This is a genomic window from Luteimicrobium album, from assembly GCF_030161555.1.
Taxonomy (GTDB): Bacteria; Actinomycetota; Actinomycetes; order Actinomycetales; family Cellulomonadaceae; genus Luteimicrobium; species Luteimicrobium album.
In genome coordinates this window covers 872,699-897,293 of record NZ_BSUK01000001.1, presented here as the reverse complement: position 1 = coordinate 897,293, position 24,595 = coordinate 872,699, and the positions used below count along the sequence as shown (strand labels likewise).

The following is a 24,595-nucleotide window of genomic DNA, read 5'->3' as shown; positions in this document are numbered from 1 at the left end:
GGACGTCTCACTTGCCCGATGGCGTCGACGTGGCCTTCGGCGCGGGCAGGAGCGGCTTGACCTTCGACAGCGCGACGCAGCCCGGCGCGGAGGTCATCGCCTTCTTCGCGCTGAGGTGCACGTCCTTGGTCCCGAGGAGCACGTGCGCCTCGGACCCGAGCACGACGTCGACGGACGCGTCCTTGCGGGTGTCGAGCGCGAGCTTGGCGTCCTTGAACTGCGCGGCGACCGTGTACGCCTGGGCGAGCCCCTTCGGGCCGAAGACGATGCGGGGCGCCGTGACGTCGACGGTGCTGTTGCCGACCTTCTTCACGGTGAACCCGCGCTCCGCCATCGCGTCGGACGTGCTGCGCGCGAGCCCGGGCTGGCCGGACGCGTTGTACACGTTGAGCGTGATCTTCGCGTACTGGACGGGCTTGGTGCCCTTCGCGAGGCAGGGGGTGGCGGTGGTCATCGCGTCGTCGGTGACGGTCGGGGTGGCGATGGGACGGTTGAACGGGGAGCTGATGGCGCCGGTGATGATCCCGGCCGCCCCGACACCGACGAGCGCGAGGGCCGCGATGAGCACACCGAACACGACCGCCTGGCGCTCGTGCATGTGGCGGCGCCGCAGCTCGCGTGGGGTCGGGGGTTGGTGCTGGTTCGCCACGCGACGAGCGTACGAGGTCGGGGGCGCCTCGGCCCACCGGGCGCGCGGCCCTGGTGGGCGAATCGTTACGTGAGGATGAGAACTCGCGCGTGCAGCGCCGGCCGCTGCTGGAGGGCGGCCCGCACCGCGCGGTGCAGGCCGTCCTCGAGGTAGAGGACCCCTTGTACTCGACGACGTGCGCGAACAGGTCCCCGTAGAACGTCGAGTCCTCCGACAGGAGGTTGTCGAGGTTGAGGGTGCGCTTGGTGGTGACGAGCTCGTCGAGCCGGACCATGCGCGGCGGCACGTCCGCCCAGTCCTTGGGCGTGACCTTGCCGTGGTCCGGGTAGGGCCGACCGTCTCCCACGGCTTTGAAGATCATGGGCGGCAGTCTACGAAACGACCTGCGGGTCGCCCGTGAAGATGCGGTGAGCGTGCTGCACGCCCCGGCGCCGTCCGGCGGGCGTCAGACGCCCGGGACGTCCCGCCGCCGGACTCGCGCGACGCCCGCGAACCGGGCGTAGGCGAGCGCGTAGAACGCGGCCGCGACGAGCGTGAGGACCACCAGGGGCAGGGGTTCCGCGTCGTCCAGCGGGACGCGCGGCGTGTGTGTGAAGGGCGAGAGGTCGAGCACCCACTGCGGCAGGTTCAGGGCGTCTCCGACGACCTCGAGCAGGAGGATCGCGGTGATCACGCCCCACCCGGCGGCGACGTACCGCGGCCACCACGCGTAGCACGCGACCACGAGCCCGCCGACGACGAGCGCCGCCGGCACCTGGACCGCCGCGCCCCCGACGGCGTCGGCGAACGCGCTGCCCCACGACCCGCCCGTGATCCCGTGGCCGAGGCCCATGAGCACGCCCGCGGCGGCCAGGATCACGACGACGCCCACGACCGACACGAGCACGGCCACGCCGAGGTATCGGGCGCGGGTGACGCCGGTGGCGAGCTGGACCTCCGTCCGTCCCGAGGCCTCCTCGGCGCGGAGCTGCGTCGCGTACGTGACGGTCCAGGCGCCGGCCGCGATTCCCACCCAGCCGAGGACGAGCGCCGCCATGACGTCCTGCAGACGGCCGCTGCCCCCGAGCTGCTCGATGAGGTTCGCGGCGTCGGCGTTTCCGCCGACGATGTCGTCGGCCGAGCTGAGGATCAGGCCCAGCAGGAAGCAGTAGGCGCCGACGGCGTACGCCCAGGATGCGAGCGACACGCCCTGCAGGCGCCGGGTCAGGGCGAGCGGCGAGTCGAGGTGGGGCGCGTCCGCGGGCCCGGGTCGTGGCTGGACGATGCCCGCGCCGACATCGCGCCCGACGGCGAGTCGCGCGGCCGCGGCGAGGCAGACCACGGCGAGCGCGAGGCTCAGCAGGGCGGGCGCGTACGCGTTCGCACCGAACGGGTCCATCTCCTCGGCCCAGCCGACGGGGAGAGCCAGCGCAGCCACTCGAGCCCGTCCTGGACGTCGCCGACGCCGCGCAGCGCGTACCCCGCGACGAGGACGAGCACCGCGATCGTGTTGGCCGTCCGCGAGAGCGTCGCCACCTGGGCGCCGACCGCGCCCAGCCCGGCGCCGGCGAGGCCCATCGCGAGGTACTGAACCCCGACGGCGACCACGCCCGCGCCGTCGCCCGGGGCCTCAGAGACGGCGGCGAGCGCGCCCGCCATCCCGGCGGTCGTCACGACGCTCAGGATCGTCGCGACGACGGTGCCCGCGGCGAGCGGGGCGAGCGCGCCGACGGGGGCGGCCCGCACGAGCTCGAGGCGCTCGGCCTCCTCCTCCTTGCGGGTGTGGCGCACCACGGTCATGGCGGCCAGGACCCCCACGACGACGAGCATGAACAGGCCGATGCGCCACTGGCTCACGCTCGCGACGGACTGGGTGTTGCGCAGCGGGCCGAGCAGGACGCGGAACGCGGCGTTGGTGCCGAGCGTCGCGGCGGCGTCGTCACGGTCGGCCTGCGTCCCGTACGCCGTGCTCACGGACGCGATCGTCACCGCGAAGGTGGTGACGAGCACCACGACCGTCAGCGGCAGCGTGACGCGTTCCCGGCGCAGCGCGAGCCGCAGCAGCATCCCCGTGCCCGCCAGGGGCGCCCGGGCCAGACGGTCGCGCGGGTCTCCTGCCCGGCGGGGACGGAGGCGGCGGTCGTCGTCATCGCCGCACCGCCGCGCCGTCGTCCTCGAGCAGCTCGAGCTCGTCGCCGTACTGGCGCAGGAACAGCTCCTCGAGCGACGGCGGCGACACCGTGAGCCCGTGCGCGCCGAGGTCGGCGAGGACGCGCGTCGCGGCGGGGGTGGCCGCGTCGTCGAGGTGGAAGGTGAGCGTGCCGTCCTCGCCGTCCGGCACCGTGACGTCGTGGGCGCCGTCGAGCTTCTCCAGCGCGGCCCGGGCCGCGTCGGGGTCCTCGACGCGCGCGGTGACCGCGGACCGGGTGAGGTGGCGCAGCTCCGCGAGCGTGCCGGTCTGCATCGTGCGGCCCGCCCGGATGATCGTCACGGTGTCGCAGAGCGCCTCGACCTCGGCGAGCACGTGGCTCGAGAGCAGGACGCTCGTCCCGGCCTGCGTCGCCTCGCGGACCGAGTCCTGGAACACCGCCTGCATGAGCGGGTCGAGGCCGGACGTCGGCTCGTCGAGCACCAGCAGCTCGACGTCCGCGCAGAACGCCGCGACGAGCGCGACCTTCTGCCGGTTGCCCTTCGAGTAGGTGCGGGTGCGCTTGGTCGGGTCGAGCTCGAACCGGTGCAGCATCCGGGCCTTGCGGGCCTCGTCGACGCGCAGGCCGCGCAGACGCAGCAGCAGGTCGATCGTCTCGCCGCCCGTGAGCTGCGGCCAGAGCGTCACGTCGCCCGGCACGTAGGCGAGGCGCTCGTGGAGCCCGACGCCGTCCGTCCACGGGTCCTTGCCGAACAGCCGGGCGGTGCCCGAGTCGGCGTGGAGGAGGCCCAGGAGGACGCCCAGGAGGACGCGGATCGTCGTCGACTTGCCCGCGCCGTTGGGCCCGAGGAACCCGGCGACCTGCCCGGGCTCGACGGTGAGGTCCAGGCCGTCGAGCGCCTGCACGGTCCCGAAGCTCTTGCGCAGGTCGTGCACCTCGACTGGCGTGGACGCGTTCATCGGTCCTCCGGGTGCGGGGGTGTGGGGGCGGTGGTCGGGTGGGGGTCCGACGACGGCCCGCCCGTCTGGGCGAGGTAGCCGTCGAGGAACCGGCTGTCGGTGAACAGGCCCTCGGTGAAGACCTCGAGACCGGCGAGCGTGCCGCGGGTCGACAGCCCGACGACCCAGGCGGCGAGGTCCGTCGGGGGCTCCGGCTCGAGCGAGTACGCGAGCAGCAGGTACCCGAGGCTCATGCCGGTGAGCATGTCGGCGCGGCCGTCGGGGTCGCGCGACGGCCGGATGCTGCCGGCCGCGACGCCGTCCTCGAGGTTGGTGCGCGTCTCGTCGACGAGGTCCGCGACGAAGCGGCGCGCGAGGTCGCCGCCGGCCTGGAGCGAGCGCAGCAGGTAGGTGGCGAGCCACGCGTAGTGGGTGTCGGCCGCGAGCCGGAGGATCGACGACGCGGGGTCCGCGGCGACGAGCGCCTCGGCGCGGGCGTCGTGGATCTGGGCGAGCACGTGCGCGTCGCACTCGCGCCGCAGGCCTTCCTTGGACCGGAAGTGGTGGATCACGAGGCCGGGGCTCACGTCGGCGTCGGCGGCGATGGTGCGCAGCCCGACGCCGAACCCGTCGGCAGCGAACCGCGTGATCGCGGCGTCGCGGACCCGGGCGCGGGCGGTGAGGTCGTCGTCGGCTGAACGCACGTTCAATAAGCTATACGCGCGTTCAGTCACCCGACAAGTCCTCCGCCGGGGAAGTGCGGTCAGGCGGGTGCGAAGAAGCCGGTCAGCACGGGCGCGACGACCTCCGGGACGAGAGCGTGCGTCTGGTCCGGCAGGCTCCGGTGCTCGGCGCCCGGGATCGCTGCGGCGGTCGCCCGGGCGGCGTCCTGCATGACGTCGGGGCTCGCGCTCCCGGAGAACACCAGCGTCGGGACGGCGATGCGCGCCGTCGCGGACGGGATCCCGCCGCCGGCGAGGACGGCGTCGTCGTACGCGAGCGTCGGCGCGATCGCCTCGAGCGTGGGCCAGCCCGGTCCGGAGCGGGCCCCGGCGATCGCCGCGTCCGGCATCCCCGTGGACGCCATGAAGAGCGCGACCGCGTCCCCGCGCCGCCCCTGCTCCAACGCCTCGCGCAGAGCCTCCGTGTACGCCCGGGCGCGCTGCGCGTACCCTCGCCGAGGACGGCGGTCAGCAGCGGCGGCTCGTGCAGCACGAGGCAGGTCACCACGGGCTCCTCGGCAGCGGTCAGCAGGGCGAGCGCGGCCCCCGACGAGTGCCCGAACAGCCCGACGCCGCTCGCGCCGTCCCCGGCCGCCAGCCCGACGACGGCGCGCAGGTCCTCGATCTCGCGCTCCGCCGCGAACGGCGGGGTGTCGCCGCTGGCGCGCCGCCCGCGGCGGTCGTAGGTCCAGACGGCGAACCTGCCGGCGAGCGCGGCGGCGAGCGCGTCGAGCGGGCCGGCGCCGCGGTAGCAGAGGGCACCGTCGACCAGGACCACGCCCGGGCCGTCGCCGGTCCGGGTCCAGCCGATCGGGGTGCCGTCGGGCGAGGTGGTCGTGCCGGTCGTGGTGGTGCTCATCGCGTCCTCCCGACGAGTGAGGCGACGTACGCGTCGCAACGGTCGAGGCTGGTCGCGAAGCCCGCACGTGCCTGCGGGCTGCGGTACGCCTCGGGGACGTTCGTCTGGTGCGTGACGACCTCGGTCGTCCCGTCACCCCGGTCGGTGAACGTGATGGTGGTCGTCATGCCGCTGTCGGGCTCCGACCAGACGAGCAGGTCGGGGCGGCGGACCTCCACGTAGACGGCGCGCATCGTGTACGCGGTGCCGTCGGCGTCGGAGACCATCGTGGTCTCGAACACCCCGCCGGGCTGCAGGTCGACGACGATGCCCCCGACCGGCGTCGTCGTCCCGGCGGGGCCCCAGAAGTGCCTGAGGTGCGCCGGGTCGGTCATGCAGTCGAAGAGCAGCGCGGGCGACGCGCGGTGCACCCGCGTGTAGGTGAGCTCGCCGAGCTTGGCGGCGCCGTTGCGGGGCGCGTCAGGCGTCATCGGCTGGCCTCCGGGTCGAGGGACGCGAGGTGCGCGGCGAGCTGGTCGTGGCGTTCGGCCCAGGCGAGCCGGTTGCGCTCGATCCAGCTCGTCGCCTCGGCCAGGCGGGCGCCGTCGAGCGCGACGGGTCGCGCCTGGGCGACGCGCGTCCGGGAGACGAGCCGCGCGCGCTCGAGCACCTGCAGGTGCTTCGAGACGGCCTGCTGCGAGATGGCGAACGGTTCCGCGAGCTCGTTGACGGTCGCGTCGCCGTGCGTCAGGCGCTCGACGATCGCGCGCCGGGTCGGGTCGGCGAGCGCGGCGAACACGAGGTCGAGGTCGTCGGGGGGTCCACGCCCCCACTGTAAGCACATCCGGGCGGTTGCACAACCGCAAGGTTGTGCTCGTTCGAGACGGCAGGGGCGCCGAAGAAGGCGCGTCGGGTGCGGCACCTGCGCCCCGGCGGTGGCGTGGGGAACCTATTCGAGGGCAAACCCTTGCACCTCTGCAATGGCGCCTGATATATTTCCGTATTGAATCGTTTCAATGTAGTAGCGATTCCCTCTCAATGTCGAGACCGAAGGGGCCCAGTCCATGCGAAGAACTGCGGGCATCACCGTTTCCGTAGGATTACTACTCGGCCTGACGGGCGTCGCCATACCGGCCACAGCCCTCGCAGCACCCGCCTCGGCGGACTCAGGCGAGACCGTGACCGGCCTGACCGTCAACGGCCGCGTCGACCCGCTCGGCATCGCCGACGACCCGGCGTTCGGCTGGACCACCCGGTCGGCCGCACGGGGCGTCACGCAGTCGGCCTACCAGATCCGCGTCCTCGACGGGGACGGCAAGAAGGTCTGGGACAGCGGCAGGGTGACGTCCGACGCCCAGACGTCGATCGCCTACGGCGGGAGCAAGCTGGCCTCCCAGACCCGCTACACCTGGCAGGCCAAGATCTGGGACGGCGCCGGTCAGGAGTCCGACTGGAGCGAAGCCGCATCGTTCGAGACCGGCATGCTCTCGCCGGACGACTGGTCGGCCCAGTGGATCACCAACGGCGGGGACGCCGCGGCGGCGGGCTGGGCCGACTACACGGTGACCACGAAGCTCCACATCGACAAGGTCGCTGCCGGCGTCTACTTCCGTTCGCAGGACGCGAGCAACGGCTACATGTGGCAGCTGACCACGGTGACCGGCGCCGCGCACCTGCGGATGCACGTCAAGGTCAACGGCTCCTTCACGGTGCTCGAGGACAAGGACATCTCGAGCGTCGTGAGCGCGAAGGACCTGCTCGCGGGCGAGCACACGCTCACGATCACGACCTCTGGCTCGACCATCACCACCTTGCTCGACGGCAAGGAGGTCGACACGCGCACCGACACGACGTTCGCCTCCGGCTACGTCGGCCTGCGCAGCTCGGCGGGCGAGTCCGCGACCGTGCAGTCCGTCAGTGTCGAATCGGCCGCAGGCAAGTCGTTGCTGTCGACCGATTTCGGCGCCGGTGTGAATCCTTTCACGGGCGGAACGGTCTCCGGATCGACCCTTGTGGTGGCCGACGGGCAGGAAGCGACGTACACCAAGCCGCTCCCCCTGCTGCGGGACACCTTCGCCACGGATCAGGGGAAGACGGTCAAGTCCGCTCGCCTCTACGCCTCCGCGCTCGGCGTCTACCAGCTCTCGATCGATGGCAAGGCGGTCGGCGACCAGCACCTGGCGCCGGGGGAAACGGAGTACGACTCCCGCATCCAGTCGCAGACGTACGACGTCACCGACCTGATCGCCTCGGGTGAGAACGCCATCGGCGCCGCGATCGGCTCGGGCTGGTACTCGGGCAAGAACGCCTGGCTCTCGCCGGACTTCTGGGGCTCGACGAACGCTCTCATCGCCCAGCTGCGGATCGACTACACGGACGGGACGAGCCAGGTGGTCGAGACGGACCCGAGCTGGGCATGGCACGACGGCCCGTTCGACGTCGCCGACAACCTCGACGGTGAGACCTACGACGCCGCCGCCGCGCAGGACGGCTATGACACGGCCTCGTTCGACGCCAGCGGCTGGAACGCGGCGTCGACGATCCCGAACAGCGACAAGGAGACGGCGCTGCTCGTCCCGCAGCCCGACGAGCCCGTCCGCACGACGGACGTGCTCGGCGCGCAGAGCGTGGCGGAGCACCCGGCCGGCGCGTACATCTACGACATGGGTCAGAACGCCGTCGGCGTCGGCCAGTTCACGATCACGGGTCACAAGGGCCAGACGGTCACCTTCCGCTACGGCGAGGTGCTCAACCCGGACGGCACGCTCTACACGACCAACCTGCGGTCCGCGAAGGCGACCGACCACTACACGTTCGCCGAGGACGGGACGGTCACGTACACGCCGACCTTCACGTTCCACGGTTTCCGCTACATCGAGATCACGGGCCTGTCCTCGGCGCCCGCGCTGTCGGACGTCAAGACGGAGGTGTGGGGCAGCGACCTCGCGCAGTCCGGTTCGCTCACGACCTCGAACGCCCAGCTCAACCAGCTCCTGAGCAACATCTCGTGGGGCCAGCGCGGAAACTTCCTGTCGGTGCCCACGGACACCCCGGCGCGCGACGAGCGGCTCGGGTGGCTCGGCGACATCAACGTGTTCTCGCCGACCGCGGCCGACCTGCGTGACACGCGTGCCTTCATGAAGAAGTTCACGGCCGACATGCGTGACACCCAGTACGACGACGGTCACCTCGACGGCGTCGCCCCGAACTTCAACGGCGTCGCGAGCGGCGCAGGCGGCATCGCCTGGGAAGACGCGATGGTGACCGTGCCCTACTCGGTCTTCGACGCGTACGGCGACACCTCGATCGTCGAGGAGAACTACGACGCCATGAAGAAGTTCATGGGTCATGTCGAGTCCTCCGCGGGTGCCGACCTCATCGACTCCGACCGCGGCGTCTACGGCGACTGGCTGAGCCTCGGCGGGTCGACGCCCAACGGGGTGCTCGGGACCGCGTACTTCGCGCAGGACGCCGAGATGATGTCGAAGATGGCGGCCGCGATCGGCAAGACTGATGACGCCGCGACGTACGCCGACCTCGCCGAGCGCGTCCGGGCGGCCTTCGCCAAGGCCTACGTGGCCGCTGACGGCACCGTCGGCAACGGCACGCAGACCGGCTACGCGATGGCGCTCGGTATGAACCTCGTCCCGGCCGCGCAGATCGAGGCGGTGGGCGCGAAGTTCGTCGCGAAGATCCACGAGGACGGCGACCATCTGACGACGGGCTTCGTGGGCACGCCCTGGCTGCTGCCCGCACTGACCGCCGTCGGCCGCAACGACGTCGCCTACCAGCTCCTCGGCAACAAGACGTACCCGTCGTGGCTGTACGAGGTGGAGAACGGTGCCACCACGATGTGGGAGCGCTGGGACTCCATCCGCGCGGACGGGTCGTTCGAGGACCCGGCGATGAACTCCTTCAACCACTACGCCTACGGCGCCGTGGGTGACTGGATGTACAAGACGATCGGTGGCGTCACCTCGACGTCGGCCGGCTACAAGACCATGACCATCCAGCCCGTCCCGGGCGGGGGACTCACGCACGCGGCGGAGACCTACCAGTCCGCGTACGGCGAGATCTCGACCGACTGGAGCACGACCGACGGCGAGTTCGACCTCGCGGTCACCGTCCCCGTCAACACCACCGCGAAGGTCGTGCTGGACGCGGACAACCAGTGGGCGGTCACCGAAGGCGGCTCGTCGCTCGACAAGGCCGACGGGGTCACGGACGTCAAGGCGTCCGGCGGCACCGTGACGATCTCGATCGGCTCGGGCACGTACCACTTCGCGGTCCAGGACGACCTGGCGACGATCGGCAAGGCGCTCGACGCGATCGACCGGGCCGCCACGGACGTCAGCACGGACCTCGCATCGGGTGACCTCGCGCAGGAGGAGGGCGACCACCTCCAGGGCGTCCTCGCCGACGCCCGGTCCGACGTGTCGGACGCGCTGGCCGAGGCGGTGGCGGGCAAGACCGCCGACGAGATCGCCTCGCTGCAGTCCGCGCTCGACGCCGTCACGGGTCTTCGGACCTGGCTGACCTCGGCGGCGGTCGACGGTCCGGTCCGTGGCTCCATCGACGCGGCGCTCTCCGACGTCGAGACGAAGCTCCAGACCGCGACCACCCAGGCGCTGGGCGTGAAGGTGGCCCTCATGCCGATCGACGAGTCGGTCGTCGCAGGCGGTTCGGCCGTGTGCCAGCTCCAGCTCGTGAACGACGGCGAGAAGGCCGTCACCGCGATCTCGGGCAAGGTCGACGTCAAGGGTCTCGGCAGTGCCGCGATCACCGCGGACGACGTGGCAGGCGGCGCGACAGCGACCGTTCCTGTCACCATCCCGGTGTTGTCGGGTGTGGACCCCGGTTCCTTCGACGCCACCTTCACGACGACCTTCACGGTCGACGGGCACACGTACACGCTCACCGGGCGGACCAGCGACTTCGCGACGGTGACGTCCGGGGTGGCCATCGGTGACGGGTCGCTCGACGTGGCCACGACCGTCCCCGTCGAGTCGGGTTCGATCACCGTCCCGCTGACGAACGGCTCGGACCATGCCGTGCGTCTGCAGGTCGCGGCCCAGCTTCCTGACGGCTGGTCGTCGGTGCCGTCCACGACCGTGGTGCTCGCCGCGGGCGCGACCGAGAAGGTCACCGTGCCCGTCGCACTGCCCGAGGAGCACTCCGACCACGAGGTCGACGTGACGTTGCAGGTGCGCCGCTCAGGCGCTGTGCTCGCGACGTCGAAGCAGACCCTGTCGTACATGCTGCCCACCCCGCCCTCAGACTCGACGGACCACGTCGACTTCGGCGAGAGCGGTTCGGAGCAGGCGCACGACGTGAAGGCGTCGCCGCAGAGCAGCACGAGCGTCGAGGCCGGCCTCACGCGTCGCTACTCGTTCTCCACGGTCGGGCAGTACTTCTCGGCCGCGGTCGACGTCCCGAAGGACCAGCCGTACGTGCTGCGCATGATCAGCACGTTCGACCACGCCATCACCAAGCGGTTCGACGTGAACGTCAACGGCGTCGACCTCGGCGAGATCGACGTGAAGAACACGGGGGCGAACGGCGGGACGGTCACGACGGACCTGCTCGTCGACGACGCCGGGGCACTCAGCAGCGACGGGAACGTGCGCGTGACGTTCACGTATCCCGAGGACGCCACGGGATACGGAGACCCGTCGATCGCCGACCTCTGGGTCGTCCCGGCGGGTGCCGACACGACCGCTCCGGCGGTGGGCGCCGAGGTGGTCTCCGGTTCCGGTGGCACCGACGGGTGGTACAGCAGTGACGTGTCGGTCGCGGTCTCCGCGGCGGACACCCGTGACGCGGCGCCGAGCCTGCAGTACGGGCTCACGGACGGGTGGAAGGACTACACCGGTCCGGTCGCGCTGTCGGGCGAGGGCGACCACACGCTCTCGTATCGCGCCACGGACGCGTCGGGCAACCGCGCGACCGGGACGATCGGCGTGAAGATCGACGAGACGGCGCCGGAGACGACGCTGTCGGTCAGCACGGGCTCCGGCAACGAGCACAGCGACCAGGCGTCGCTGAAGCTGACGGCGACCGACGCCCTGTCCGGGGTGGCCTCCACGACCTACCGGGTCGACGGCGGCGCCTGGGAGAAGGCGGGCACGGACGCCATCGAGGTGGACGGGTTCGGGGAGCACGTCGTCGAGTACGCCTCGACGGACCTCGCCGGCAACGTGGAGACCCTGCGCTCCACGACGGTCACCCTCTCGGACGTCGACACGCTGCAGTCCGTCGTCGCTCCGCAGGTGTCCGGGACCGCGAAGGTCGGCGCCAGGCTGACCGCCTCGACGGGGACCTGGAACACCAAGGGCGTCGCCACGAAGATCCAGTGGCTGCGTGACGGGACGCCCATCACGGGTGCGACCGGCACGACGCACGTCCTGGCCGCGGCTGACCTCGGCAAGCGTCTCTCGGTGGCGGTGACGGGCTCGAAGAGCGGGTTCGACACGGTGACGGTGACTTCGGCGTCGACGTCGAAGATCGCGAAGGCGACGTCGAGCACCGTCGTGCGGGCGAACCACGCATCGGTGAAGGCCGGCGCGTCCGTGACGGTCTCGGCACAGGTGACCGCGGTGGGTCTCACCCCGTCGGGGAAGGTTGCGATCAAGGTCGACGGCAAGACGGTGAAGACCGTGAGCCTGTCGCGTGGCCAGGTCTCGACGTCGGTCAAGCTGGCCACGACGGGTACCCACAAGGTGAGCGCGGCCTACGCGGGCAGCGGCACCATCGCCGGGTCCACCTCGCGCGCTGTGGCGGTCAAGGTCACGAAAGCGACCTCGGCCACCACGCTGAAGGTGAACCACGCGTCGGTGCGGTCGGGCGGCAAGGTCACGGCCACCGTCCGGGTCACCGCGAGCGGATCCACCCCGTCGGGGAAGGTTGCGATCAAGGTCGACGGCAAGACGATCAAGACGGTCGCCCTGTCGCACGGCAAGGCCAGCGTCTCGGTCAAGCTGTCCGGCAAGGGCACGCACAAGGTGACCGCTACCTACGCGGGCAGCAGCACCGTCGCGGGCTCCACGTCGCACAAGGTGAGCGTGCGGGTGACCAAGAAGTAGCAGGTCCCACCACGACCGGCCGGGGCCGCTTCCTCTGCTGAGGGGCGGCCCCGGTGTCGTCACCGACCGTCGGAACCAGCCGGTCTCAGGCCGGCGCGTCGTCGAGCCAGACCACGATGCCCGTCAGCCCGCTCAGCACCGAGGCCACGCCTGCCCGCACGGCGGCACCGCACCGCTCGGGCGTGAACGACGAGGCGTCGTACGCGGACGAGGCCCCCAGCCCCTCGCCACGGAACGACGCGCCCGACCAGTCCGCGGCCGTGACGTTCGCCGTCGGCTCCGCGAGCTCGGCCCCGACCACGAGGAACTCCTGGTCCAGGTGGCTCGGCGTCACCTGGGCGAGCGGGTCGACGAGCGCCTCGCCCGCCGAGATCACGAGGTCGGGGTGCAGGTCGATCGCCCGCAGCGCGGCCGGGAGCCGGTCCGCGGCGTCGCGGGAGACGACGGTCCGCAGCGACACATCCTCGTCGCCCGCCCAGTCGCGCACCGCGGCCGCGACCGCGGCGGTCGGGCCGTCGTCGTCGGTGGTGAGCAGCACGACGCGCAGCGGCCCGGACGGCCGGACGGCGTCCCAGGAGCCGGGCGCGGGCGTGATCGTCGCCTCGGGGCTCGGCGTCCCCGTCGGGCGGACGAAGTCCGCGGCGAGCACGCCCGAGGCCGTCGGAGCGACGTGGGGACCGGACCAGTCGTCGCCCCCGCGCGCGACGGCGACCCCGACGGCGAGGCCGCAGGCGACGAGGGCACCGGCGACGGTGGCGAGCAGGGTGCGGGGACGGTGGGGCACGGTCCTTTCCTACCCCACGCGTCGGACCCTCCGACCTGCGCGAACGCCGTGCGGCCGATCGTTCGCCGAGCGTTCGTCCGCCCTCCGTCTCGCGTTCATCGGGTGACGACATCGTGCGAGCGCCTCCCCGACACGAAGGACCGCCATGCCACCCCGGACGACCGCCCGGACCGCCTTCCTCGCCCGCCTGACCCGCCTCGCGCCCGTCCTCGTGCTGCTCGCCCTCGCTCTGTGGCCCGCGCAGACCGCGTCCGCGCACGGCTTCAGCACGACCGTCTACGTCGACGCCACGCAGCCCGAGCGCGGGCACGTGCGGGTCGAGCTCGGGCTCGAGTACGACCTCCTCGTGGTCTCCGTCGCCGACACGCAGCACGTCGACGCGCTCTACGAGGCCGGCCAGGCCGCGTTCGACGACGGCGACACGGACGCCATGGCGCGGGCCCTCGCCGACCATGCCGCGCCCGTCCTCGCCTATGTGACCGGGCGGTTCGCCGTCTCGTCCGGCGACGTCGCGTGCACTCCGGTCCAGGACGGCGCCGTGACCATGACCCGGCGCGAGGGCGTGCCGTACGCGGTGCTCGTCCTCGACGAGACCTGCCCGCCGTCGGACGGCTCGCACACGCTCACGAGCCGGCTGTTCCCCGACTCCGAGGGTTACGTCAAGGACGCCAAGACCGTCGTGACGTACGAGCTCGACGAGCAGCACGGCTCAGCGGCGCTCGACGGGTCGCACCCGTCGTTCTCGACCGACCAGTCGCTCCTCGCCGAGACGTGGACGTTCTTCCGGCTCGGCGCGGAGCACCTGCTCACGGGCACCGATCACATCCTGTTCCTGCTCGCGGTGATCGTCGGTTCGCGCCGGCTCCGCGAGATCGTCCTCGCGGCGACCGCGTTCACGGTCGCCCACTCGATCACGTTCGTGTGCGCGGCGACGGGGCTCGTCGAGGTGCCGGCCCGCGTCGTCGAGCCGGTGATCGCGCTGTCGATCGCGGTCGTCGCCGCGTGGCACCTGTGGCGGTTGCGCTCGCCCGCCGAGCGGTACGCCGGCCTCGAGCTCGCGCGCGGGCCGCTCGGGCTCGACCGGGCCGGGTGGCTCCGGCTCGGCGTCGTCCTCTGCTTCGGGCTCGTGCACGGGCTCGGCTTCGCGGGAGCGCTCGGCCTCGACCGCGAGCTCTCCGGGTCGCTGCTGTGGTCGCTGCTCGTGTTCAACGTCGGGATCGAGGCGGTCCAGCTGGGGATCATCCTCGCCGTCTTCCCGCTGCTCTCGCTGCTGCGCCGACGCTCGCCCCGGGCCGGCGCGTGGGTGACGGGACTGGTCGCTGCGGGCGTCGCCGTCATGGGCCTCGTGTGGTTTCTCGAACGTGTGACCACCGGGTGAGGCCGCTGTGAGCCGGCAGGGAGTTCCCGCGCGTGCCCCGCGCCGGCACCCGCGCGTTCACGCCGCGTTCACCCCGGTTCGTCACGTTGTGCTCGCCCCTAGCAGCACTCATCGATCGAAGGATGGACACCCCATGTCTTTGACCCGTGCGGCACTTCCCCACGGACCGGCCCGACGCCGGCTCCTGGGTCTCACCGCAGCCTCGACGGTCGCCCTGACCGCCGGGTTCGGCGCGCTCGCCGCCCTGCCGGCGCATGCCGACGACACACCCACGACCCTCAAGGGGATCATCCTCGGCGTCGGCGCCGACGAGTCCCAGCGGATCGTGAGCTGGTACTCGAGCGCGGACACCGCCCAGGAGGTCCAGCTCGCGCCCACCGCATCGCTCGACGGCGGCGCCTTCCCCGCGGACAGCGCCGAGTTCACCGCGACCGGCACCGCGAACATCGCGACGAGCGGCGGCTACAACCGCCATGCCACGATCACCGGCCTCGAGGAGGACACCACCTACTCGTACCGCGTCGGTGCGGCGGGGAGCTGGTCGCCCACCTACTCCTTCAAGACGCAGGACTTCGACGGCGACTTCGACTTCCTGTTCCTGGGCGACCCGCAGATCGGGTCGTCGGGGAACGTCGCCAAGGACCAGGCGGGCTGGCAGGACACCCTCGACGTCGCGACCGCCGCGAACCCGAAGGCCGAGCTCCTCGTCTCGGGCGGCGACCAGGTCGAGACCGCCAACACGGAGGCGCAGTGGGACGCGTTCCTCGCGCCCGACGAGCTCCGCCAGATCCCGTGGGCCGCCACCATCGGCAACCACGACGTCGGCGGCAAGGCATACGAGCAGCACTTCTCCACGCCCAACACCGACCGGTCGGCCGCGTACTACGCGAACGGCAGCCCGACGTCGAACACGTCCGGCGGCGACTACTGGTACATCTACAAGGACGTCCTGTTCATCGACCTCAACTCGAACAGCTACGCCACCTCGCAGGGCGGGGCGGTGACGACGCGCACATCGCGTACGTGAGCGACGTCATCAAGCAGCACGGCGACGAGGCCAAGTGGAAGGTGCTCGTCTACCACCACTCGGTGTACTCCGTCGCCGACCACGCGCAGGACTCGGACAACATCCAGCGTCGCAAGGACCTGCCCGCCACCTTCTCGAAGCTCGGGGTGGACATCGTCCTGCAGGGTCACGACCACAGCTACGCCCGCAGCTACCTCGTCAACAGCAACAAGAAGGCGGACGCCGACGAGAAGCCCGGCCAGGCCGACGTCTTCCCGGGTCCGGGCGGCGTGCTGTACGTGACGGCGAACTCGGCGTCGGGCTCGAAGTACTACGACCTGACCGCGCCCGTGCCGGCCTCGGCGTCGAAGCCCGACAACTACGCCGACCCGCTGAACCCGAACAACTACTGGTACGCCTCCGTGGCGAACCAGGAGCACGTCCGCAGCTACGTCAAGGTCGAGGTCAAGGCCGACAAGCTCACGGTGTCCGACGTGCGCTCGGGCACCTGCGCGGCGCCGAACGCGGCCGTCGAGCTGGGCAACGTCTCGTGGTGCAAGAACACGGACCAGGGACAGCCGGTCGGCTCGGTCGTCGACAAGGTCACGGTGCACCCGTACCACGGCTCGGGCGAGGACCTGCAGGTCGCCGTCCCGAAGGCCGCGCCGGGCGAGTTCGGCTGGACGATCGACGGCTACAACGGCCTCGTCGACCTCGGCACGGCCACCGACAAGGGCGACCACTTCGAGGCCGCGGGTGCGATAAACCCGATCACCGTGACCGACACGCGTCGCTCCCACGCCCCGTGGTCGGTCTCGGCGTCCGTCGGTGACTTCACCGACGGCTCGAAGTCGTTCGGCGGCAAGTACCTCGGCTGGACGCCGAAGCTCGTCCAGTCGGGTGCGGGCGCGAAGGCGGGCGCCCCGGTGGGCTCCGGCCTCGCCGGCGGCAACGGCCTCGCCTCGTCGCGGGGCCTCGGCTCCGCGGCCCAGGGCCACGACAAGGGCACGGCGAAGCTCGGGGCCGACCTCGACCTCCAGCTCCCCGACACGGTCGACAAGGGCAGCTACCGCGCCACCCTCACGATCACCGCGCTGAGCAGCTGAGCGCACTCCCGTCAGGGACCGGTGGGGTGGGCGCCGTGCGGCGTCCACCCCACCGGGCTACCCGCCACCCGCACGACCCCGAGGACCCCATGACCTTCCCGACCGTCCCCTCCGCCCCCGCGTCCCGTCCGGGTGCCCGACGGCGCAGCCTCCCGCGCGTCGCCCGCGCCGTCGTCGTCCTGCTGACCGCGCTCGTGGTCGGTCTCGCCGTCACGACGCCCGTGACGGCCGCGCCGCGCCTCGTCGCGGCGTCGTCGGGCGACCAGGACGTGACCTGGACCGTCCGGACGGCGTCGAACGACCGCGGCGCCGACCGCACGAGCTTCACCTACACGCTCGCGCCCGGTCGCAGCACGACCGACGGCCTCGTCGTCGCGAACCACGGGAAGATCGCGCTCACGCTCGCCGTCTACGCCGCCGACGGTCGCACCACCGAGGACGGGCGGCTCGACCTGCTCGTCGCGGGGGAGAAGTCCGTGGGCGTCGGCGCGTGGACGACCGCCGCGAAGAAGAGCATCACCGTCGAGCCGGGCAAGACCGCCACCGTGCCCTTCGCCGTGGACGTCCCGAAGAACGCGACCCCCGGCGACTACGTCGGCGGCGTCGTCACGTCGCTGCGGCAGAAGGACGACGCGGAGGGCATCAACGTCGACCGTCGGCTCGGCGTGCGCCTCACGCTCCACGTCAGCGGCGCGGCGACACCGGCGCTCGCCGTCGAGGACGTCCGGGTGCACCACGCGACCACGGCGGACCCGCTCGGCCGTGGCGACGCGACCGTCACCTACACGCTCCACAACACCGGCAACACGGTCGTGTCGGCGCAGCAGGCCGTCCGGGTCAGCGGGCCGTTCGGTTGGTTCTCGAAGGATGCCGCGCCCGCCACGGCCGCCCCCGACCTGCTGCCGGGGAGTCCTGGCCGGTGTCCGTCACCCTGCCCGGGGTCGTCGGGAGCGGGCGCCTGAGCGCAGCCGTGGCCGTGACGCCCGTCGTCACCGACGCGTCGGGCTCCACGTCGTCGCTCTCGCTCGTCGAGGGGTCCGCCCACGGGTGGGCGGTGCCGTGGGTGCTGCTCCTCGTGCTCGTCGTGGCGACGGCCGTCGTCGTGCTGGTGGTCCGGGGCGTGCGGCGTGGGAGGGGGCGCCGTCGGGCGCGCGAGGAGGCGCGCGTGGAGGAGGCGGTCGCGGAGGCGCTGCGCGAGCGGGCCGAGGCCGGGTCCGCGGGCTGACGCCGGGTCCCGACGCTCGAGGGTCCGTCGAGACGGGGGAATCTGTTCTTCGGAGGGCCGCGGAAGAGCAGATTCCCCCGTCTCGACGAGTTGACCCGAGCCCGGACGTCAGGGGCGGGCGGCTTGGCGGCGCTCCAGGTAGAAGGTGTGCCGCCGGCCAACGATGGCACACCCGATCCCCTACAGCTCGACGACCGGGTCAGCCACGCAGAAGGCCCCGGACCTGCGTGGTCCGGGGCCTTCGCTGATGTCCGAGACATCCGTTCTGCGGAGGATGGGGGATTCGAACCCCCGAGGGCTGTTAAACCCAACACGCTTTCCAAGCGTGCGCCATAGGCCACTAGGCGAATCCTCCTCGCCGCGCTGCGTCGTCGGGCGGGCCCGGCACGCACTGCGGCCTCACGAGGATACCGGACGGACGGGGCCCCGCCGAAACCGGGCTCCGGGGCAGGCCCCGGCGTCCGGGACCCGGCCCGAGGTCCGGTACCCTGGTCCGCAGACCCCTCGTGCGGCGTCATCCTGCTGAACTCCCCCAGGACCGGAAGGTAGCAAGGGCAGGCGGGCTCTGACGGGTGTGCGGGGGTCCTTACTTTTGCCCGGGGTCAGAGCGAGCGCTCGGGGTCCCCGAGGAGCGAGAGCGCGACGTCGGGCACGTAGGTGCTGAGCTCACGCGGCGGACGCTCGTAGCCCCGCGACGCAGCGGGCCGCTCAGGCAGCTCGATCTCCTCGCCGGCGGCGACGTCCTCGTACGGGATCGTCGACAGCAGGTGGCTGATCATGTTGATCCGCGCGTGCTTCTTGACGTCCGACTCGACAACGAACCACGGGCTCCCCGGCAGGTCCGTGTGCACGAACATCTCGTCCTTGGCGCGCGAGTAGTCCTCCCAGCGGTGGATCGACTCCAGGTCCGTCGGGCTCAGCTTCCACCGTCGCACCGGGTCCGTGAGGCGCGAGCGGAACCGCTTGAGCTGCTCGGCGTCGGACACGGAGAACCAGTACTTGCGCAGCAGGATGCCGTCGTCGATGAGCATCTGCTCGAAGATCGGCGTCTGGCGCAGGAACCGGGCGTGCTCCTGCGGGGTGCAGTAGCCCATGACCTTCTCGACGCCGGCCCGGTTGTACCAGGAGCGGTCGAAGAGGACGATCTCGCCCGCCGCGGGCAGGTGCGCGACGTAGCGCTGGTAGTACCACTGGGTCTTGTCGCGCTCGGTCGGCACGGGAAGCGCCGCGATCCGCGCGACGCGCGGGCTCAGGTACTCGGTGATCCGCTTGATCGTGCCGCCCTTGCCGGCCGCGTCACGCCCTCGAACACGACGACGACGCGCGCCCCCGTCGCGCGGACCCACTGCTGGAGCTTGACCAGCTCGGCCTGGAGACGGAACAGCTCGGCCTCGTACACGTCGTCGGGCAGCTTGCGAGCCTTGGCCCGGCGATCCTTCTTCGTCATGGCGGAACGCTATGCCCGACGGCGCCCCCGCGCCCCCAGAGGGCCCTGGGGACCGGCCTGCCGGTGGGTGGGTGGGGGCGTCTACAGTTGCCGGGGTGAGCACAGCCCTGTACCGCCGCTACCGCCCCGAGACCTTCGCCGAGGTCATCGGTCAGGAGCACGTGACGGGGCCGCTCATGCAGGCGCTGCGCACGGGCCGCGTCAACCACGCGTACCTCTTCTCCGGGCCGCGCGGCTGCGGCAAGACGACGTCGGCGCGCATCCTGGCCCGCACGCTCAACTGCCACCAGAACACGCCCGAGCACCCGATCGACACGCCCTGCGGCGAGTGCCCCTCGTGCGTCGACCTCGCGCGCGGCGGCTCGGGCAGCCTCGACGTCGTCGAGATCGACGCGGCGAGCCACGGCGGCGTCGAGGACGCCCGCGAGCTCCGCGAGCGCGCGACCTTCGCGCCGAGCCGCGACCGGTACAAGGTGTTCATCATCGACGAGGCCCACATGGTCTCGTCGGCGGGGTTCAACGCGCTCCTGAAGATCGTCGAGGAGCCGCCCGAGCACGTCCGGTTCATCTTCGCCACGACGGAGCCCGACAAGGTCATCGGGACCATTCGCTCCCGTACCCACCACTACCCGTTCCGGCTGGTCCCCCCGGACGTGCTGGTCCCGTACCTGGACGAGCTGTGCCGCGCGGAGGGCGTCGAGGTCGGGTCGGGCGTGCTGCCGCTCGTCGTGCGGGCGGGCGGCGGGTCCGTCCGCGACACGCTCTCCGTGCTCGACCAGCTCATCGCCGGCGCCGACGAGGCCCCGGGAACGGGCGAGTCCGGGGAGCGCCGCCGCGTCCTCGACTACGAGCAGGCCGTCGCCCTGCTCGGGTACACGCACGCCACCCTGCTCGACGACGTCGTCGGGGCGCTCGCAGCCCGCGACGGCGCGAGCATGTTCCGGGTCGTCGAGCGCGTCATCGAGTCGGGCCACGAGCCGCGGCGGTTCGTCGAGGACCTCCTCGAGCGCCTGCGCGACCTCATCGTGCTCGCCGTCGCGGACGGCGAGGCGGTCGCGGCGCTCGGCGACCTGCCCACGGACCAGCTCGACCGCATGCGGTCGCAGTCCGCCGCGCTCGGCCTCGGCGAGCTCTCGCGCGCCGCGGACCTCGCGAACTCCGGGCTCACCGAGATGACCGGTGCGACGTCCCCCCGCCTGCACCTCGAGCTGCTCTGCGCACGGCTCCTGCTCCCCGGGGCCGACGACGGCGCAGCCGGGTTCGGCGCTCGGCTCGACCGGCTCGAGCGGGGTTGGGTCGGCGGCGGTGGCGGGTCGGTGGCTGCGCCGCTCGCGGACGTGCCGTCGCCGCGCGCCGTACGGCCGGTCGACGTGCCGGCGCGCGCGGAGCGCCCCACGGCCGTGGCTCCCGTCGCGCCCCCGGCGACCCCCGAACCGGCGCCCGTACCCGCCTCCGGACCCGCAGACGGCGAGCCGGGAGCGGCCGCGTCGGCCCCCGCGGGCGCGCCGGAGGGGCGTGAGAGCGCTCCGCCGGAGCCGGGACGCCCTGAGGGCGAGCCGGCGGACATGGACGATGCGCAGGATGCACCGGCTGAGCCCGACCGGCCGGCGCCCGAGGCCGTGCCCGCGCCGGCTGCTCCCGCCGCACCGCCGGCCGCACCCGCGGTGCCCGTCGGCGGGGCGGGCGTCGCGCAGGTCGAGAGCGAGCTGATCCGGCGGCGCTGGGACGAGGTCCTCGCGACGCTCGCCAGGTCCAGCCGGAGCGCGTGGAGCCTCGTCGCACCGAACGCCACCGTCGCGTCGCTCGAGGGCAACGTGCTCACGCTCTCGTTCGGCTCGCCGGGCCTGCAGCGCGCGCTCCAGAGCGGCAAGTCCGAGGCGGTCGAGAAGGCGGTCTACGAGACCCTCGGCTTCCCGGTCAAGGTCAGTGCGATCGTCGGTGGAGCGCCCGCGCCCGTGGCCCGGCCCCGGGCCGAGCACCGTCAGTCGACCCCCGACGACGACAGCGGTTCCGACACCCCCGGCGATCGAGGCGAGGTCCCGCGAGGTCCCGCCACGGAGTCCCCGGGCGTCGTCGGTGACGCGGCTGCCGCAGACCAGCGCGCCGCGAGCGCCCCGACGCCGTCGCCGGCCCGGTCCGACGCCGTGTCGGCAGCGGACGCAGCCTGGCTCGCGGGCACGCCCCGGCCCGCGTCCAGCGTGCCGGACACCCCCGTTCCCTCTTCAGGTGCCGACGACGGCGACGCGGAACCGCCGGGTGCGTCCGACGCCGTCGGCGCAGATCTGTCGAGCGCAGACACGTCGAACGCGGACGAGCGGGCTGAGGCTGTTCCGGTCGAGTCGGTCCCGCGCGGCGAGACCCCGGGACCGGAGGGCGCGGCGGAGGACGACGTGGCTGACGCGTCGCCGGCTGATGCGCCGCCGGCGACCTCGTCGACCGTGCGGTCCGAGACCGACGGGGCAGCCGAGGACGCGACCCGCGAGGCTCCGCGAGCTGCGGCACCCGCCCGAACCGACGCCGACGCGCGCCCCGTTCCAGCCGACCCGGCGTTCTACGACGGCATCCCCGTCGCGGAGCCGCCGGACGACGGCCCGTTCCCCGACGACGGAGGGTCGTGGGCTCCGCGTGGCGCCCCTGCCGCAGGAGGTCGCCCCCCGCACGGTCGGCCGCGCCCCCGTCCTCGTCCCCGGCTCCCGCAGCGGCGCCCGCTCCCGCCCTGACCGGTGCGGCGGCCGCCCGTGCCGCCGCGACGGCCCCTCGACCGCAGGCGGCCGCCCCCGCAGCGGCGCGCCCTGCCCCTGCCCCCGACGACGACGGCCCGCCCTGGGACGACGACGCGGCACCCGGCCCTCGCGCGCAGGGCGGACGCGGACCCGGCAGGTCAGGGAACGGGGCGCCCGGCGGCGCCGCCCCGTTCAACCTCGTGGGGCCGGCGCTCGTCGCGCAGCTCCTCGGCGGGACCGTGATCGACGAGATAGTCGAGCACCGCGAGTGACGGCGGCGCTCGGTGGGCCGTCGGCCCCGCGTGGGTTGCACCACGTCGAGCTCTGGGTGCCCGTGCACGAGCGGGCGCTGGGACCGTGGGGCTGGCTGCTCGACCGGCTCGGCTACGCGTGCACGTCGACGTGGACCGACGGCTCCCGCTGGGACCTCGGGGACACGTACGTCGTGCTCGAGTCGGGCCCCGACGTGCGGCCCGTCCCGCACGACCGGGTGCGCCCCGGCGTCAACCACCTGGCCTTCTGGGCCGGCGGTCCGGGCGACGTCGACGCGCTGGTGAGGGACGCCGTCGGGCACGGGTGGCGGCAGCTCTTCGCGGAGCGCTACCCGCACGCGGGCGGCCCCGACCACTACGCGGGCTACCTCGAGGACGGCGACGGCTTCGAGGTCGAGCTCGTCGCCGTCCTCGAGGACGTCAGCCCACGACCGGGAGAGTGAGCGACTGCGACGTCGTGCCGGTCGTCACGGTCACGAGGTTCGCGAACAGGCCGCCGCGGTAGTTGGCCGACCCCGCCGCGACGACGAGCCGGAGCTGGTGCCCGGCCGCGAACCGGTGGACCACGGCCGGCAGCGTCACCGTGAAGGGTTTGGTCACGTCGGGGATCCGGGCCGGAGCGACCTGGTCCGCGACGAGCGTGCTCGTGCCGTCGGGGGCGACGTCGAGGAGCTTCGCGAACACGACGAGCTGTCCGGACGGGCCGAGGCCCTGCGTCGCGACGCTCGCCGGAGCGCTCACCGCGAGATGCAGGCTGGGGGAGCCGGCGACGTCGAGGGCGGAGTCGAGCGCGCCCGACGACCACTGCGCCGTCGTGCCGGGGAGGTCGACCTCGGCCTTCGCGGGGCCACCGACCAGGTCGCCGAAGACGTCGAGCGGGTCGATGCTCGTCGGGAGCCCGGCCGCGGCGGTGCGGACACAGGCACGCTAGCCCCGAAGTTAACAGGTGGTAAGTTCGGTACCAGGTACCTACGTCGGCGACGTGTCAGAACGACGCGCACGTATGCGTGCTCCACGTTCTGACAGTCGGGGCGAGCCCACCGTGTGTCAGAACCACGCGCATATATGCGGGGGCCACGTTCTGACAACTCGGGGGTGGGCGGCGGCGCATAGGCTTGCGGGGTGTACGAAGGCGCTGTCCAGGACCTGATCGACGAGCTCGGCCGACTCCCCGGCGTCGGGCCGAAGAGTGCGCAGCGCATCGCGTTCCACCTGCTGGCCTCGGACCCGGCGGACGTGCGCCGCCTGACCGACGCGCTCACGCAGGTCAAGGAGAAGGTCCGCTTCTGCGAGATCTGCGGCAACGTCGCGGAGGACGTGCAGTGCAAGATCTGCCGCGACCCGCGCCGTAACCCCGCGACGATCTGCGTCGTCGAGGAGCCCAAGGACGTCGTCGCGATCGAGCGGACGCGCGAGTTCCGTGGCCGGTACCACGTGCTCGGAGGGGCCATCAACCCCATAGAGAACGTCGGGCCGGACGACCTCCGCATCAAGGAGCTGCTGACGCGCCTCGCCGACGGGACGGTCACCGAGGTCATCCTCGCGACCGACCCGAACGTCGAGGGCGAGGCGACCGCGACCTACCTGGCCCGGCTCCTCACGCCGATGGGGGTCCGGGTCACTCGCCTCGCGTCGGGCCTGCCCGTGGGCGGAGACTTGGAGTACGCGGACGAGGTCACGCTCGGCCGTGCGTTCGAGGGCAGGAGGGTGATCGGTGCCTGACGCGACGCCCACGATGGCGCCCGACGAGCTCGCCGAGGTCGCGGCCTCGACGAGCCGGCACGCGCGCGCGTTCGTCGCGACGGTCGCCGAGGTCGCGTCCGGGCGTGCCGTCGACGCGGCGATCCCGCTGCTCCTGCTCGCGACGTCCGACCTGCTCGCTGTCGGCGCCCGGCTCGGGGCGATGGTCGACGTCGTGCCCGACGAGCGTTTCGAGCCCGACTGCGAGGTCGACCTCGACCTCGACCCGCTGCGGACCGCGCTCGCCCGCGTGCTCGACGGGCTCGACGGCTACGTCGAGGTCGTCGACCCGGTGCTCGGCCCGGAGACCGGCCAGGCGTCCCTGTCCGCCGACCTCGCGACCGTCGCCGACGCCCTCACCCAGGGCATCGCCCACGACGACGCCGGCGACCACGTCGAGGCGCTGTGGTGGTGGCAGTTCTCCTACCTGTCGAGCTGGGGCGAGCGGGCGTCGTCGGCGCTGCGCATGCTCCAGCTCCTGCTCGCGCACCTGCGCCTCGACGTGGACGACGACGTCGCCGCGGAGGCCGAGTACGACGCCCTCCAGCCGTAGCAC

The 24,595-nt window shown here is 72.6% G+C and carries 20 protein-coding genes, 1 tRNA gene, 1 other RNA gene and 2 pseudogenes; 11 read left to right on the top strand and 13 right to left on the bottom strand.

Going from position 1 to position 24,595, the window contains the following annotated elements:
* Window positions 1–7 precede the first annotated feature (7 nt).
* The 9 genes and pseudogenes from QQK45_RS04470 to QQK45_RS04430 all read right to left on the bottom strand — a co-directional run bounded on the left by QQK45_RS04470 (window position 8) and on the right by QQK45_RS04430 (window position 6,120).
* Complete coding sequence (locus QQK45_RS04470) at window positions 8–649, bottom strand: LytR C-terminal domain-containing protein (RefSeq protein ID WP_284292234.1); 642 nt, start codon at window positions 647–649, stop codon at window positions 8–10.
* A 65-nt stretch (window positions 650–714) separates the two neighbouring features.
* Window positions 715–1,010, bottom strand: a pseudogene (locus QQK45_RS04465) (type II toxin-antitoxin system VapB family antitoxin).
* Window positions 1,011–1,094: 84 nt separating this feature from the next.
* Window positions 1,095–2,066 (bottom strand): hypothetical protein, encoded by a 972-nt coding sequence (locus QQK45_RS04460; RefSeq protein WP_284292233.1) that lies wholly within the window; start codon window positions 2,064–2,066, stop codon window positions 1,095–1,097.
* Window positions 1,985–2,695 carry a hypothetical protein gene (locus QQK45_RS04455; RefSeq protein WP_284292232.1) on the bottom strand — a complete coding sequence of 237 codons (711 nt, stop codon included), beginning with the start codon at window positions 2,693–2,695 and terminating at the stop codon, window positions 1,985–1,987. The genes QQK45_RS04460 and QQK45_RS04455 overlap by 82 nt, the downstream gene beginning before the upstream one ends.
* Before the next feature lie 79 nt (window positions 2,696–2,774).
* Window positions 2,775–3,737 (bottom strand): ABC transporter ATP-binding protein, encoded by a 963-nt coding sequence (locus tag QQK45_RS04450; protein WP_284292231.1) that lies wholly within the window; start codon window positions 3,735–3,737, stop codon window positions 2,775–2,777.
* Window positions 3,734–4,450, bottom strand: coding sequence for a TetR/AcrR family transcriptional regulator (locus QQK45_RS04445; protein WP_284292230.1), 717 nt, complete (start codon window positions 4,448–4,450; stop codon window positions 3,734–3,736). The genes QQK45_RS04450 and QQK45_RS04445 overlap by 4 nt, the downstream gene beginning before the upstream one ends.
* 52 nt (window positions 4,451–4,502) lie before the next feature.
* The gene (locus tag QQK45_RS22900) at window positions 4,503–5,297 is read right to left on the bottom strand and encodes an alpha/beta fold hydrolase (protein WP_431310224.1); all 795 of its coding nucleotides are present in this window, start codon (window positions 5,295–5,297) and stop codon (window positions 4,503–4,505) included.
* Entirely contained in the window at window positions 5,294–5,767 is a 474-nt protein-coding gene (locus QQK45_RS04435; RefSeq protein WP_284292228.1) for an SRPBCC family protein, read from the bottom strand. The genes QQK45_RS22900 and QQK45_RS04435 overlap by 4 nt, the downstream gene beginning before the upstream one ends.
* Complete coding sequence (locus QQK45_RS04430) at window positions 5,764–6,120, bottom strand: ArsR/SmtB family transcription factor (protein ID WP_284292227.1); 357 nt, start codon at window positions 6,118–6,120, stop codon at window positions 5,764–5,766. Before QQK45_RS04430 ends, QQK45_RS04435 begins: the two co-directional genes overlap by 4 nt.
* A 334-nt stretch (window positions 6,121–6,454) precedes the next feature.
* Here QQK45_RS04430 and QQK45_RS04425 point away from each other — a divergent pair, with 334 nt between their 5' ends.
* Window positions 6,455–12,358: a family 78 glycoside hydrolase catalytic domain gene (locus QQK45_RS04425; protein ID WP_284292226.1), complete on the top strand. Its 5,904-nt coding sequence runs from the start codon at window positions 6,455–6,457 to the stop codon at window positions 12,356–12,358.
* A gap of 85 nt (window positions 12,359–12,443) precedes the next feature.
* Here QQK45_RS04425 and QQK45_RS04420 read toward each other — a convergent pair whose 3' ends face one another.
* Window positions 12,444–13,142: a type 1 periplasmic-binding domain-containing protein gene (locus QQK45_RS04420; protein ID WP_284292225.1), complete on the bottom strand. Its 699-nt coding sequence runs from the start codon at window positions 13,140–13,142 to the stop codon at window positions 12,444–12,446.
* 145 nt (window positions 13,143–13,287) lie between these two features.
* Between QQK45_RS04420 and QQK45_RS04415 the strand changes: the two genes are divergently transcribed.
* The 5 genes from QQK45_RS04415 to QQK45_RS04395 all read left to right on the top strand — a co-directional run bounded on the left by QQK45_RS04415 (window position 13,288) and on the right by QQK45_RS04395 (window position 17,857).
* Window positions 13,288–14,520 (top strand): HupE/UreJ family protein, encoded by a 1,233-nt coding sequence (locus QQK45_RS04415; protein WP_284292224.1) that lies wholly within the window; start codon window positions 13,288–13,290, stop codon window positions 14,518–14,520.
* A gap of 133 nt (window positions 14,521–14,653) precedes the next feature.
* Window positions 14,654–15,547, top strand: coding sequence for a purple acid phosphatase family protein (locus tag QQK45_RS04410; protein WP_284292222.1), 894 nt, complete (start codon window positions 14,654–14,656; stop codon window positions 15,545–15,547).
* A complete protein-coding gene (locus QQK45_RS04405) occupies window positions 15,544–16,632 on the top strand; it encodes a metallophosphoesterase family protein (protein ID WP_284292221.1) in 1,089 nt (362 codons plus the stop codon). Before QQK45_RS04410 ends, QQK45_RS04405 begins: the two co-directional genes overlap by 4 nt.
* 89 nt (window positions 16,633–16,721) lie before the next feature.
* Complete coding sequence (locus tag QQK45_RS04400) at window positions 16,722–17,594, top strand: WxL protein peptidoglycan domain-containing protein (protein WP_284292220.1); 873 nt, start codon at window positions 16,722–16,724, stop codon at window positions 17,592–17,594.
* A complete protein-coding gene (locus QQK45_RS04395) occupies window positions 17,552–17,857 on the top strand; it encodes a hypothetical protein (RefSeq protein ID WP_284292218.1) in 306 nt (101 codons plus the stop codon). Before QQK45_RS04400 ends, QQK45_RS04395 begins: the two co-directional genes overlap by 43 nt.
* 268 nt (window positions 17,858–18,125) lie before the next feature.
* Here the strand turns inward: QQK45_RS04395 and QQK45_RS04390 are convergent.
* Window positions 18,126–18,212: transfer RNA gene (locus QQK45_RS04390), tRNA-Ser, on the bottom strand.
* Between the two features lie 139 nt (window positions 18,213–18,351).
* On the opposite strand from QQK45_RS04390, the gene ffs reads away from it, so the two are divergent.
* Window positions 18,352–18,449, top strand: an RNA gene (ffs, locus tag QQK45_RS04385) — signal recognition particle sRNA small type.
* 10 nt (window positions 18,450–18,459) lie between these two features.
* On the opposite strand, the pseudogene ppk2 reads toward ffs, so the two are convergent.
* Window positions 18,460–19,304 (bottom strand): annotated as a pseudogene (ppk2, locus tag QQK45_RS04380) (polyphosphate kinase 2).
* 95 nt (window positions 19,305–19,399) lie between these two features.
* Here ppk2 and QQK45_RS04375 point away from each other — a divergent pair.
* Both QQK45_RS04375 and QQK45_RS04370 read left to right on the top strand, forming a co-directional pair.
* Window positions 19,400–22,024, top strand: a complete 2,625-nt coding sequence (locus tag QQK45_RS04375; protein ID WP_284292217.1) for a DNA polymerase III subunit gamma and tau — start codon at window positions 19,400–19,402, stop codon at window positions 22,022–22,024.
* A gap of 271 nt (window positions 22,025–22,295) precedes the next feature.
* On the top strand, window positions 22,296–22,742 hold the full coding sequence (locus QQK45_RS04370) for a VOC family protein (protein WP_284292216.1): 447 nt from the start codon (window positions 22,296–22,298) through the stop codon (window positions 22,740–22,742).
* On the opposite strand, the gene QQK45_RS04365 is transcribed toward QQK45_RS04370, so the two are convergent.
* Entirely contained in the window at window positions 22,720–23,157 is a 438-nt protein-coding gene (locus QQK45_RS04365) for a CocE/NonD family hydrolase C-terminal non-catalytic domain-containing protein (protein WP_284294945.1), read from the bottom strand. The two genes, QQK45_RS04370 and QQK45_RS04365, sit on opposite strands and share 23 nt — an antisense overlap.
* Window positions 23,158–23,421: 264 nt before the next feature.
* On the opposite strand from QQK45_RS04365, the gene recR reads away from it, so the two are divergent.
* Both recR and QQK45_RS04355 read left to right on the top strand, forming a co-directional pair.
* Complete coding sequence (gene recR, locus QQK45_RS04360; protein ID WP_284292215.1) at window positions 23,422–24,021, top strand: recombination mediator RecR; 600 nt, start codon at window positions 23,422–23,424, stop codon at window positions 24,019–24,021.
* Between the two features lie 13 nt (window positions 24,022–24,034).
* Window positions 24,035–24,592: a DUF5063 domain-containing protein gene (locus QQK45_RS04355; protein WP_284294944.1), complete on the top strand. Its 558-nt coding sequence runs from the start codon at window positions 24,035–24,037 to the stop codon at window positions 24,590–24,592.
* Window positions 24,593–24,595 lie beyond the last annotated feature (3 nt).